Origin of the sequence: Paraburkholderia phymatum STM815, from assembly GCF_000020045.1 — a bacterium.
Taxonomy (GTDB): Bacteria; Pseudomonadota; Gammaproteobacteria; order Burkholderiales; family Burkholderiaceae; genus Paraburkholderia; species Paraburkholderia phymatum.
The window spans coordinates 1563969-1576414 of the sequence record NC_010622.1 but is presented as its reverse complement, the minus strand read 5'-3'; the positions used below and the strand labels follow the sequence as shown (position 1 = coordinate 1576414).

Here is a 12446-nt window from a genome sequence, read left to right as displayed (position 1 = left end):
GTATAATGTGAGTCGTAATCTGGAGAATCGAATGAAAATCGCAAAGAACACCGTCGTATCGGTCTCTTACAAGCTGTCGGATGCGCAAGGCAATCTGATCGAGGAAAGCGACGAGCCGATGGTTTATCTGCACGGCGGCTATGATGGCACGTTCCCCAAGATCGAGGAAGAGCTCGACGGCCATGAGCCCGGCTTCGAAACCCAGATCCAGCTGGAGCCGGGCGACGCATTCGGCGAATACGATCCTGAACTCGTGAAGATCGAGCCGCGCAACCGGTTTCCGGAGCCTTTGGAAGTCGGCATGCAGTTTGAAGGCACGCCCGAAGAGGGCGACGAAGACCTCGATTCGCTGATCTACACGGTGACCGACGTCGCGGAAGACAAAGTCGTGCTCGACGGCAATCATCCGCTCGCCGGCATGGCACTGCGTTTCGCACTGACCGTGAAGGACGTGCGCGAAGCGACGGAAGATGAGATTCAGCATGAGCATGCGCATGGTGCGAGCGGCCTCGAAATCGTCGATGAAGACGATGACGAAGACGGTGCCGACGAAGGCGAACCGTCACGGCCGACGCTGCACTGACGGGCAGGATCGTCAGGTCCGAGACCGGCAGCGGAGCAGTTCCCGAAGCGGGCGCGCGAGCGCCCGTTGTCGCATCTACTGTGTGGCGTGGAGTGGCGCTAGTCGCCGTCGCCCGGGTTCGTTCCGTTCGCGCCCATGCCTGGGGGCGACGGCTCGGGCAGTATCGGCGGCAATTCCGAAGCGGGTGAGGCTTCCGGTACGGGCGGCATCGGCGGCGGTACGGGCGGCGCCGTGTTCGGCAAGGCGGGCGCGGCAGGCAGCGGCAGACTCTTCGGAACCTCGCGCAAGGTGACGCGCAGCGGCGGGCGTTTCGCCAGATTGACGTCGATTTGCACCCACTGGTTCTGAGGAATGCGCGGCGCGAATGCGATACGCGTCAGATTCGTTACGAGATCGCCTTTGTCGTTGCGTAGCGGCTGGTCGATCATGAAGCCCGTGTGCGATCGATCGTCGTCCTGATGAATCACGACCACAGGTCCGTGGAATGTCTCGGCCAGTTTCACCAGACTGCGCTTGAATTCCATGAAGCCATCGCGTTTCGATCGATGTCCGAAGCGCAGCCAGGCGAATCGCTCGGGCCGCTCGTAGCGCTCGGGATCGAAGTCGCCTTGCACCAGCACGACGATGGCGCGGGCGCCGCGGCGTTTTGCATACTCGGCCGCATGGTCGAGCCAGAAGGCATTGGCGATCACGCGGTCCTCGAATTCGCCGTTGCGGCCGCCCGCGTACAGAAAGTGATTGTTCGGGCCCGGCACGTTCAGGCCGACGAACACCGTTTCTCCGAACATCCAGCGCACATTCTCCCGATATGGCCGGAATCGGGACACTTCGCTTTCCCGCGCGAGCGGGATCGGATTCTGTCCCATTGACGACGTTTCGCCGAACAAGGTCTGCCGCAATAGATCCAGTCGTTCGACGGGATCGTAGCCGCCTGCATCCGCCGTTGCGCAATCGGTCCAGTCATGCTGGCCAGGAATGAAGATCAGCGCGGCCTTCGACGTTTCGAGCAGCGTATGGCGCGTCTCGAACAGCGAGTCGCGACACGCTTCCTTGCCGCTTTTCAGATTGCCGTCATACACGACGAACGAGACGTCCGGGTCGCGTCCGATTGCTTCGAGCAGCCTTTGCGTGAGTGCTTCGTCGGCAGGACTCTGCAGCGTACTGCCGATGACCGCGAAGGCGTAGCGGGCCGCCGATTCTGTCGCGAATGACACGGAGCCGTACGCTGCCAGCGACAGCGTGACGGCGACCGCAATGGTGCGCACTGCGCCGCTCGAACAGCATCGGCGCGCCGGCTCGCGGTTCGTGCGCGTGTCAGCGCGGCGCATCTGGCGACTTGGCCAGTTCATGCAGTTCGTAGAGCAGGTCGAGCGCGTCGCGCGGCCGCAGATCGTTTGGGTCGATGTCGCGCAAGCGTTCGACGAGCGTCCGGGTTGCGGCATCGAGTGCCGGCGCAATGGATTCGTCGTCGGCGTCTTCGAGCATCGCCACGGGCGCTGAGAAGAGATCGAGCTGCGGCGCGGGCGCCCCGGCCGATTGCTGCTCCAGGTAGGCAAGGTGCTTGCGCGCAGCGCGAATCACCGCATTCGGTACGCCCGCGAGCTGCGCGACCTGCAGGCCGTAGCTCTGGTTCGCAGGGCCTTCGTTGACGGCATGCAGGAACACGATGCCGTGCCCGTGTTCGACAGCCGACAGGTGCACGTTCGCCGCGTGCGGGAACTCGGCGGGCAGTTGCGTCAATTCGAAGTAGTGCGTCGCGAAGAGCGTATGGCAGCCGTTATGCGCAAGCAGGTGCCGCGCGATCGCCCACGCGAGCGCGAGGCCGTCGAAGGTTGACGTGCCGCGGCCGATTTCGTCCATCAGCACAAGACTCTGCGGTGTTGCATCGTTCAGAATGGCGGCCGCTTCCGTCATTTCGACCATGAAGGTCGAGCGGCCACCCGCCAGATCGTCGGCGGCGCCGATGCGCGTGAATATCCGGTCGATCGGGCCAAACGACGCGCGGCGCGCCGGTACATAACTGCCGACATACGCCATCAAGGCGATCAGCGCCGTCTGCCGCATGAAGGTGGACTTACCGCCCATGTTCGGACCGGTAATCAGCAGCAGCTTGCGTTCGGGGTTCAGCATGCAGTCATTCGCGATGAACTGCTCGACCTGCGCTTCGACCACGGGGTGCCGTCCCTGCTCGATATCGATGCCGCCCGTTGCAGAAAAGTTCGGCGCAACCCAGTCGAGCGCGCGGGCCCGTTCGGCGAACGCAGCAAGCAGATCGAGTTCGGCGAGCGCCGATGCGACACGCTGGCAGTCGGCGATAAACGGCAGCAGCGATTGCAGCAGCGCGTCGTACAAGGCCTTTTCCCGCGCGAGGGCGCGTTCCTGCGCGGACAGCGCCTTGTCCTCGAAAGTCTTCAGCTCGGGCGTGATGTAGCGCTCAGCATTCTTCAGGGTCTGGCGGCGGCGATAGTCGTCGGGCACTTTGTCCGTCTGGCCGCGCGTGACTTCGATATAGAAGCCGTGCACCTTGTTGTACTCGACGCGCAGATTGCCGATGCCCGTTCGCGCGCGTTCACGCGTTTCGAGGTCGATAAGGAACTGTCCACAGTTCTCCGAAATATCTCGCAGTTCATCGAGATCAACGTCGTAGCCGCGTGCAATCACGCCGCCGTCGCGAATCATCGCCGCCGGTTCCTGCGCGACGGCGCGTGTCAGCAGATCGACGCAGTCGGCGGGCGGTTCGAGCGATGCATGGATGCGCGCGAGAGAATCCGCTGCCCCTGTGAGTGGGACGAGCTGCGCGCGCAGCTCGGGCAGCGCGATGAACGTATCGCGCAGGCTGGACAGATCTCGAGGACGTGCGGACAGCAGCGCGAGCCGCCCCGTGATCCGTTCGATATCCGAGATCTGCCTCAGCGCGCCGCACAACGCATCGAGGCTGGCTTGCGGCGGTGAGTCGAGGAGCGCGCCGATGGCCTGCTGGCGCGCCTGGGCGAATGACGCATCGCGCGGTGGATGATGCAGCCAGTGACGCAGCAGGCGGCTGCCCATCGTCGTGCAGCAGGTATCGAGCAGCGAGCAGAGTGTGGGCGAATCCGTGCCGCGCAGCGTTTCGGTGAGTTCGAGATTGCGCCGCGTGGACGGATCGAGACCGATGTACTCCGATTCGTATTCGACTTTCAGACTGCGGACGTGGCGCAATTGCTGACCTTGCGTGGCCGCGGCGTACAGCAGCAACGCGCCCGCCGCGCCGCACGCGCACGTCAGCGAATGGGCGCCGAAGCCATCGAGCCCCGCGACTTCCAGTTGATCGCACAGCCGTTGCGTGCCCGACGCGACGTCGAAGTGCCAGAGCGGCACGCGCGTGGTCGCGCCGAAACCCGTGGGCACCGACCAGGCATTCGCGTCGCTCGACGACGGCGCGTCGGCAACGAGGATTTCCGCGGGACGGATACGCTCCAGCGCGGCCGCGACCTGATCCGGCGCGACTTCAGCGAGGCGCAGCGCGCCGCTCGCCAGATTGAGCCAGGCGAGACCGACGGTCGTGACCACGCCGCGCCGGTTGTGTCCCGCGCACGCCGCGAGCAGATAGGTGTCGCTCTTGTCGGAGAGCAGGGCGGCGTCCGTCAGCGTGCCCGGCGTCACTACGCGCACAACCTTGCGCTCCACTGGCCCTTTTGACGTTGCCGGGTCGCCGATCTGTTCACAGATCGCGACCGACTCGCCGAGCTTGACCAGTTTCGCCAGATATTGCTCGACGGCGTGATGCGGCACGCCCGCCATCTTGATCGGATTGCCGCCCGATGCGCCGCGCTGTGTGAGCGTCAGATCGAGCAGGCGCGCGGCTTTTTCCGCGTCGTCGAAGAACAGTTCATAGAAGTCGCCCATCCGATAGAACACGAGCGTGCCCGGATGCTCCCCTTTGATGCGCAGATACTGCTGCATCATGGGTGTATGTTGCGCGATGTCGCTTGCGGCTGCCGTTTGAGTGCCCATCCTCGTGTCTTTCTTGCGTAACTGTTCAGGGCGTGAGTTTAACCCGGCGACGCGTCGAGCGAACCTGGCCGGATGGCCAGCCTGCCGTCGCGATGTTCCGTTGCTCGAGCTGCGCGCGCGCTCATTCCTCGATGAGCGCGCGCATGTCCACCATGTGCGCGTTCGCGGCGCTGCGCCGTTGCGCAAGCCACATCATTCCGGTAATGAACAGACCGAACACGGCGATGATCCACTGCACGGGCATTTTCGCCGTCAGCAGGATCGCGTAGGCGCCGAGCATCAGCAGGACGGCCAGGTTCTGGTTGAAGTTCTGGACGGCGATCGAGTGGCCCGCCGTGAGAAGCGTCGCGCCGCGGTGCTGGAGAATCGCGTTCATCGGCACGATGAAAAATCCCGACAGCGCGCCGAGCAAGACCATCAACGGATACGCGAAGATCAGATAAGCAGGTGCAAACAGTTCGCCCACGCGCAGACCGGCGCCGGGAGGAAACAAGCTCTTGCTGTAGAAGGCCATCGCGATAGCGACACCGCCCGTGATCAGACCGACGGGCAGCACCTTGAGCGAAGCGCGCAGCGGAATCCACGCAGCGGCCGCCGCCGCGCCGATCGCAATGCCCAGGCCGGCGACGCCCTGTATGACGGCTGCCTTCGAAAGCGACAACCCGAGGTTCACATCCGCCCATTTGAGCACGAGCAGTTGCAGCGTGACGGCACCGCCCCACATCAGCGTCGTGACCCACAGCGCAATCTGCGCGAGGCGGTCGGCCCACAGCACGTTGAAACAGCGCACGAACTCGCCGACGAGCGCGCCGGGCTCGACCAGCCGGTTCGGATAGCGCGCCCCGGTGTCGGGGATGCCGACGTTGAGCGCCGCGGCGATCGCGTAGGTGATCATGACCGCGAGCATTGCAAGCTCGGCGGCGGAATGGATCAGCGGCCACTGCATATGCTGAACCAGATGCGACGCATAGGTGCTGATCAGCGCGCCGCCCAGCATCGTGCCGACGATGGTCGACAGCACGGTTGCCGATTCGAGCCACGCGTTCGCGGCGACGAGCCGTTCGGCGGGCAACAGTTCGGTCAGAATGCCGTACTTCGCGGGGGAGTATGCGGCCGCGCCGAAGCCGACCACCCCATATGCGATCATCGGATGCACACCGCCGATCATCATCAGGCAGCCACCTGCCTTCAACGCATTCGAGACGAACATCACGTGGCGCTTTTGCAGCGCATCGGCGAATGCGCCCACGAAGGGCGCGAGCAGGACGTACGAAATCGTGAAGAAGATTTGCAGTAGCGGCGTCATCCACGCGGGCGAGCGGATTTCGGTGAGCAGCGCGATGGCCGCGATCAGCAGCGCGTTATCGGCGAGCGACGACACGAACTGTGCGGCGATGATCGTGTAGAAACCTTTCTTCATGGACCCGATTGGAACACAGCGTCCGCAATTTTGCCTTTGACGCACGCTTTGCGGCGTGCGGCAGACCCGTTGCACGTGGTGGCTCATAAAGAAAAAAGCGGCCGGAGCCGCTTTCGAGACCGAACAGCGCCTTACGCTGCCTGTTCCTTCGTCCGCGTGTAGCGCGACAGAATCGGAATCATCTGCGCATAAATCTTCGGGTTGCCCACGACGATCTCATGCAGATGCAGGAAGTCCGAGTCGCCCGTGTAATTGCCGACGAGGCCGCCGGCTTCCGTGACGAGCAGGCTGCCTGCCGCCATGTCCCATGCGCTGATGCCTTGCTCGAAGAAGCCGTCGAGGCGGCCCGCTGCCACGTTCGCCAGATCGAGCGCCGCCGCGCCCGGACGGCGCAGGCCCGCGCAGGCCTTGGTCATGTCGGCGAAGAGTTGCGTGTAGGCGTCGAGCGTATCTTTTTCGCGGAACGGGAAGCCCGTGCCAATCAGGCTGTCGGCGAGGCGGTCGCGGCGCCCGACGCGGATGCGGCGATCGTTCAGGTACGCACCGCGGCCGCGCGATGCCGTGAACAGGTCATTGCGCGTCGGGTCATAGACGACCGCCTGCGTGACGATGCCCTTGTGCGCGAGCGCAATCGACACGCAGTAGTACTGGAAGCCGTGAATGAAGTTCGTGGTGCCGTCGAGGGGATCGATGATCCATTGATATTCGGACTCGTTGCCCGATTCGCCGGACTCTTCGGCGAGGATGGCGTGATCGGGGTAGGCGGTGGTCAGCGTTTCGATGATGGCCGCTTCCGACGCCTTGTCGACCTCCGTCACGAAATCGTTGTGCTGTTTCTTGCTGACCTGCACAAGGTCGAGGTCGAGCGACGCGCGGTTGATGATCTGCCCGGCGCGGCGAGCGGCCTTGACAGCGATATTGAGCATGGGATGCATGAGCCTGGATCCTTGTGCCGGACGCGCACGGCGGCTGCCCGGTGTTGAGCTGAAAATGAGCTGTTAGTCACGCGAAAGGGGCGCCGGGGCACGACGGGTCGCAACCTGGCAGCACATTCCGTCGACGGAGACGAATTGAAGAAGAGCGGTGCGCCGCGTGGATAGTCCCCGTGAGAGATGAGCGGGCACGGCGCGAATCTCGGGATTTTACCTGAGTCTGGTGGTTTCCTGGCGGTCGGGACCGGTGCGGGATGGGATGCCGGCGCGTCCGTGCCGGGGAAAAGGGTAGATGTTGGCCGAATGGCAGATGGAAAGCGCGAGCGGGCGGCGCTACCATGACTGTTTCGTTGCTATTCAATGCTTATCGTGGTTCAGACGCCTTCCTTGACCTCCAGCAGTCCCGCTTCCGACAACTCCGGCACCATCGGCGGCGGCTTCACGTCGACGCGTTTCGTACTCGTCGAGCCCAGTCATCCCGGCAACGTCGGCGCAGCGGCTCGCGCGCTGAAGACAATGGGCTTCTCGCGGCTCGTGCTCGTGTCGCCGCGCGTGGCGGACGTGAAAAACGACCCGGAAGCGATCGCGATGGCCAGCGGCGCGGACGACGTGCTTGCATCCGCGCATGTCGTGCCGACGCTCGCAGACGCGCTGTCGGGGGCCAGCTGGTCGCTGGCGCTGACGGCGCGCGCCCGCGAATACGGGCCGCCGCAACTCGCGCCCCGCGCGGCCGCAACGCAGGCGCGCGAGCATGCCGCACATGGTGATATCGCGCTCGTGTTCGGCAACGAGCGCACGGGTCTGTCGAACGACGATGTCGAGCGATGCAGCGCGCTGGCGCATATTCCTGCCAACCCCGCCTACAGTTCGCTGAATCTGTCGCAGGCGATCCAGGTGCTGTCGTACGAGCTGCGGATGGCATATCTGGTCGAAGGCGACACCGCAGATCCCGCGTCGGGCAGCGCGGGCGCACTCGCTGCCAGCGACGAAATCGAGCGTATGTACGTGCATCTGGAAAACGCGCTGATCGCGCTCGACTTTCTGGACCCCGGCAATCCGAAGAAGCTGATGTCGCGGTTGCGGCGTCTCTTTGCGCGTTCGGGCCTCGAGCGCGAAGAGGTCAATATTGTGCGTGGCATCGCGAAGCACATTCTGCTGAAGGCGAAAGGGCCCGACGCCCACGAACGTTGAGCGGCGCGTGTGCAGGTCGTGCGAGGCGGCCGTTTTGTTCACGAGACGCCTGACCTTGTCGCCCGCGTGGGCTTCAGGCAGGTTTTGCGCATTCGCCCTACAATGGCCCGAAACGTCATAAGCAAAGCACGCCGGCTGCAATAGATGTGGCTTCGGAGGCAATCGTCCCGACGCCGGATGCAACGGCGGCCTGCTGCCGCCCGCGCGACGCGCGGCGGCGCTCCATCCCTACGACAGCCTCATTGCCATGTTCACGAGACTCCGCGAAGACATTGCCACGATCCGCGAGCGCGATCCCGCCGCCCGCAGCGCCTGGGAAGTCCTCACGTGTTACCCGGGCTTGCATGCGCTGATCTTCCATCGCTTCGCGCATGCCTGCTGGCGCGCCAATCGTCGCTGGCTCGCACGCTTCGCGTCGCAGTTCGGCCGCTTTATGACGGGCATCGAAATCCATCCCGGCGCGACCATTGGACGGCGTGTGTTCATCGATCACGGCATGGGCGTCGTGATCGGCGAGACGGCGGAAGTCGGCGACGATTGCACGATCTACCAGGGCGTCACGCTCGGCGGCACGTCGCTCACGCGCGGCGCGAAACGCCATCCGACACTCGAGCGCGGCGTGATCGTCGGTGCGGGCGCGAAGGTGCTCGGCGGCTTTACGATCGGTGCAGATGCGAAGATCGGTTCCAACGCGGTGGTCGTGAAGCCGGTGCCGGCAGGCGGCACGGCTGTCGGCAATCCGGCGCGCGTGATCATGCCGGCCGGGACAGGCGCGATCGCGCCGCTCGAGGCAGACGCGAAACCGGGCGCCAAACCGACTCGCACGCGCCCGGGGTTCTGCGCGTATGGCATCACGCCGAACGCTGATGATCCTGTGTCGCTTGCTATTCACGGTTTGATCGACCACGCGGCCACCCAGTCGCAGCGCATCGACGAAATCGTCGCCGCGCTTGAGCGGCTCGGCGCGAGTCTCGAAGCGCTGCACGGCGCCGATGCCGCGTTGCTGGATCTGCGCCGTCTGTCGGCGGCGATTGCGGGGAAGGTCGAGGAAACGACGCGCTAAGGTCGCGCTAAGGTTGCGTCAGCAGTGGTGGTGCTGCGCCGACGCGTCGACGGGCGAGCGAGCTTGCAAGCGGCTATCTATTTGTCGAGCCGCAGCGCCTTGATCCCCTCGGAATCGATACGCACGTAACCGCCCCGGCGCTCGCCGTGGTCGAGATCCCAATCGGGCAGTACCCAGCGCATGCCGCCTTTCTCGTGATGCAGCGCGGGCCGGTGCGTATGACCGTGAATCATCGTAGCCGTCTTCGTCTTCTTGAAGAGCGCAGCGACGCCTTCCGACGTCACGTCATAGCGCGGCGTCACCGGGCGTGCACGTCCGGCTTCGCTCGTTCTGCGCATCTTTTCGGCCAGCGCCTTGCGCCAGCGATACGGCCATGCCAGAAACAGCCACTGCGCGATACGATTGCGCGCAAAGCCGCGAAAGCGCTGGTAGCCGCGGTCCAGCGTGCACTGCGCGTCGCCATGCGTGAGCGCGATTTTGGTGCCGAACGCGGTAATGACGAACGGATCGGGTAGCCAGATCGCGCCCGCCGCTTTCATGAAGCGTTTGCCCAAGAGGAAGTCGCGGTTGCCGTGCATGATGTAGAGCGCGATGCCGCGCTCCGACAGTGTGTGCATCAGCTTGGCCATGCGGGCAGCGAAGGGTTCAGCGAGCATATCGTCGCCGATCCAGTATTCGAACAGGTCGCCGAGAATGAAGACGGAATCCGCGTGCTCGGCCGTCACCATGACGAAATGCTCGAACGCGGCGACCGTTTGCGGGATCGCCTCGCTCAGGTGAAGGTCGGCGATAAAGAAAAACGGGCGCGCCGCGTGAGGGCGTTTGCCCTCGCCAGGCACGCCCGCAGCGACGCTTCGCAGCGGCGTTTCTTGCAGCATTGAAGTGTGCTTCTCTTAGTTTTTCAGCGCTTCTTAAAGAATAGGCCTTTCGGTCGAGTAATGTTCTTACTCAACCACGACGGCCTTTTCGATGATGACGTCATCGACGGGCACGTCCTGGTGGAAGCCCTTTGAACCCGTCTTCACCTTGCGGATCGCATCGACCACGTCGAGGCCTTCGACGACCTTGCCGAACACTGCATAGCCCCAGCCCTGCGGCGTCGGGGAGGAGTGGTTCAGGAAGTCGTTGTCGTTCACGTTGATGAAGAACTGGGCCGTTGCCGAATGCGGATCGTTCGTGCGCGCCATGGCGATCGAGCCCTTCACGTTCTTCAGACCGTTGTTTGCTTCGTTGGCGATCGGCGCATTCGTCGGCTTTTGCTGCATGCCGGGTTCGAAGCCGCCGCCCTGGATCATGAAGCCGTCAATCACGCGGTGGAACACCGTATTGTCGTAGTGGCCGGCCTTCACATAGGCGAGGAAGTTTTCGACCGACTTGGGCGCCTTTTCCGCGTCCAGTTCGAGCTTGATGACGCCGTGGTTCGTGTGTAGTTCAACCATGATGATTTCCTTTGGGTCTAGTGAGTGGAAGGCGCAGGGCATCGCGTTTGTGCGGTGAGTGGCCCGCGCCCGTGGCATGGTTAGTTTCGGTGCAGCATGTTGGCTTCGTGGCTGATTCGCCCGTCGCGTTGCCCGTTGGGCCGGCCTTACTTGCCGACTATTGTCGCCGACTGGATCACGACCTGCTTTTGCGGCACATCGCTCATCGGCCCGCGCGACGCAGTGGGTGTTCCTTCGATCTTCTTCACGACGTCCATGCCTGCCGTGACCTTGCCGAACACGGCATAACCGTTGCCGTCAGGATTCGGATAGTCGAGGCCGGCGTTGTCGACCGTGTTGATGAAAAATTGTGCCGTGGCTGAATTCGGATCGCTCGTGCGCGCCATCGCGATCGTGCCCGTCATGTTCTTCAGGCCATTGCGGCTTTCGAGAGAAATCGGCGCGCGCGTCGGCTTCTCCGCGAAGCTCGTCGTATAGCCGCCGCCCTGGATCATGAAGCCGGGGATCACGCGATGGAAGATCGTGCCGTTATATTGACCGGATTTCACGTAATCGAGGAAGTTGGCGACCGTCTTCGGCGCTTTCTCGGGATACAGCTCGACACGGATATCGCCTTCCGATGTTTTCAAGAGAACGGACGGATGCGCAGCCTGTGACCCGTTTTGCGCAAAGGCTGGGGCGTTTGCGATCAGGGCGGCGCTGCCGAGCGCCAACATCAACCATTTCATGTAAATCCTCGGGGTGAAAGCAGGGTGAACTCAGATGAAAAGCGTCGGCCGGCGCGCAGCCCGAAAGCATGCGCGCAAGCGCTCACTGCGATGGTGCAACGTACGGCGGCGTCGCGAGCGAACCGTTCGGCCCGCCAAACTGGAAGCCCTGCGAGTTCGTGATGTTCTGCGTCGCGCGATTCGTGTAATCCGATTCGGCGGCCGGCTGGCTTGTCTTCTTCACGGCCGTCTTACGCGGCGAGACGATTTTCTCGATGTCGGCGATGCGCTGGCTCGTCGTGCCGTTGCCGGCACCCAGACTCTGCGCACGGCGATACGCCTGATCCGCGAGGCGCAGATACAGGTCGCCGAGATTCTCATACGCGAGACCGTAGCCGGGGCTCGCCTTGACAGCCGTTTCGAGCGCGGCGCGCGCTTCCGTGTAGCGGCCCTGCTTCGCGTACAGCGCGGCGAGATTGTTGTAAGGCTCGGGCAGCTCGGGATAGGTCTGCGTGAGTTCCGTGAATGCGGCGATGGCGTCGTCGTCGCGATTCAGGCGTGCGAGCACCGTGGCGCGCTTGAATTTGGCCTGCACGTCGCGCGGATTGGCGGCGATGCGCGCGTCGAGCTGCGCGAGGGCAGCCGTCCAGTTCTTCTCCTGAATGGACGCGTCGGCATCCGGCGTGACATCGCGCACGGCCGGGCCGTGGGAAACCGTCTGCGTTTTCTGCGCAAAGGCGGGTGCGGCAGGCAGCATCAACAGGGCGAGACCGCAGCACGCCGTGCCCGCTGCCGCGCGCAATGCCGCGAGCAAATGCCGGCGGCACGATGCGTCCGACGGCGAGAAAAGCGTCGAACGGAGCGCCGTCGCGAAGAGGGGCGTGGCGCCTCGCGCGCGGCCGCTGGAGTGTTTCATAGGCTCAGGTCGGGATGTTATACTCCGACCCATTCTAACAAAAGGTCTGCGCGTTCCGTCGAACCACAGACTGTCTTTCGCCACTCGTGGTCGTCTCCGCTTCGACGTCAGCCTGATCCCGCACCGTTGCGCGACGTGCTGTCAGTCATGCCGCCCGCCCGTGTTCGTGCATGCAGTTGCATGCTTTCGTCGGGCGCGATAT

The 12446-nt window shown here is 63.8% G+C and carries 11 protein-coding genes; 3 read left to right on the top strand and 8 right to left on the bottom strand.

What is annotated here, in order from left to right; translation table 11 throughout:
* Positions 1-31 precede the first annotated feature (31 nt).
* Positions 32-583, top strand: coding sequence for an FKBP-type peptidyl-prolyl cis-trans isomerase (locus tag BPHY_RS07135; protein ID WP_012400797.1), 552 nt, complete (start codon positions 32-34; stop codon positions 581-583).
* Between the two features lie 98 nt (positions 584-681).
* Here BPHY_RS07135 and BPHY_RS07130 read toward each other — a convergent pair whose 3' ends face one another.
* From BPHY_RS07130 to BPHY_RS07115, 4 genes are all read right to left on the bottom strand, one after another.
* Positions 682-1911, bottom strand: coding sequence for a hypothetical protein (locus BPHY_RS07130; RefSeq protein WP_012400796.1), 1230 nt, complete (start codon positions 1909-1911; stop codon positions 682-684).
* Positions 1898-4576 carry a DNA mismatch repair protein MutS gene (mutS, locus tag BPHY_RS07125; RefSeq protein WP_012400795.1) on the bottom strand — a complete coding sequence of 893 codons (2679 nt, stop codon included), beginning with the start codon at positions 4574-4576 and terminating at the stop codon, positions 1898-1900. The genes BPHY_RS07130 and mutS overlap by 14 nt, the downstream gene beginning before the upstream one ends.
* Before the next feature lie 121 nt (positions 4577-4697).
* Positions 4698-5996, bottom strand: coding sequence for a lysophospholipid transporter LplT (gene lplT, locus BPHY_RS07120; protein WP_012400794.1), 1299 nt, complete (start codon positions 5994-5996; stop codon positions 4698-4700).
* Between the two features lie 131 nt (positions 5997-6127).
* Entirely contained in the window at positions 6128-6931 is an 804-nt protein-coding gene (locus BPHY_RS07115; RefSeq protein WP_012400793.1) for an inositol monophosphatase family protein, read from the bottom strand.
* A 357-nt stretch (positions 6932-7288) separates the two neighbouring features.
* Here BPHY_RS07115 and BPHY_RS07110 point away from each other — a divergent pair, with 357 nt between their 5' ends.
* Complete coding sequence (locus tag BPHY_RS07110) at positions 7289-8119, top strand: RNA methyltransferase (protein ID WP_012400792.1); 831 nt, start codon at positions 7289-7291, stop codon at positions 8117-8119.
* Between the two features lie 247 nt (positions 8120-8366).
* Positions 8367-9182, top strand: coding sequence for a serine O-acetyltransferase (gene cysE / locus BPHY_RS07105; protein WP_012400791.1), 816 nt, complete (start codon positions 8367-8369; stop codon positions 9180-9182).
* A 77-nt stretch (positions 9183-9259) separates the two neighbouring features.
* Here the strand turns inward: cysE and BPHY_RS07100 are convergent, their stop codons facing one another.
* The 4 genes from BPHY_RS07100 to BPHY_RS07085 form a co-directional block, all read right to left on the bottom strand.
* A complete protein-coding gene (locus BPHY_RS07100) occupies positions 9260-10060 on the bottom strand; it encodes a UDP-2,3-diacylglucosamine diphosphatase (RefSeq protein ID WP_012400790.1) in 801 nt (266 codons plus the stop codon).
* A gap of 66 nt (positions 10061-10126) precedes the next feature.
* Positions 10127-10621 carry a peptidylprolyl isomerase gene (locus tag BPHY_RS07095; RefSeq protein WP_012400789.1) on the bottom strand — a complete coding sequence of 165 codons (495 nt, stop codon included), beginning with the start codon at positions 10619-10621 and terminating at the stop codon, positions 10127-10129.
* Positions 10622-10767: 146 nt separating this feature from the next.
* Entirely contained in the window at positions 10768-11349 is a 582-nt protein-coding gene (locus BPHY_RS07090; protein ID WP_012400788.1) for a peptidylprolyl isomerase, read from the bottom strand.
* Positions 11350-11431: 82 nt separating this feature from the next.
* On the bottom strand, positions 11432-12244 hold the full coding sequence (locus BPHY_RS07085; protein ID WP_041763405.1) for a tetratricopeptide repeat protein: 813 nt from the start codon (positions 12242-12244) through the stop codon (positions 11432-11434).
* Positions 12245-12446: the final 202 nt, after the last annotated feature.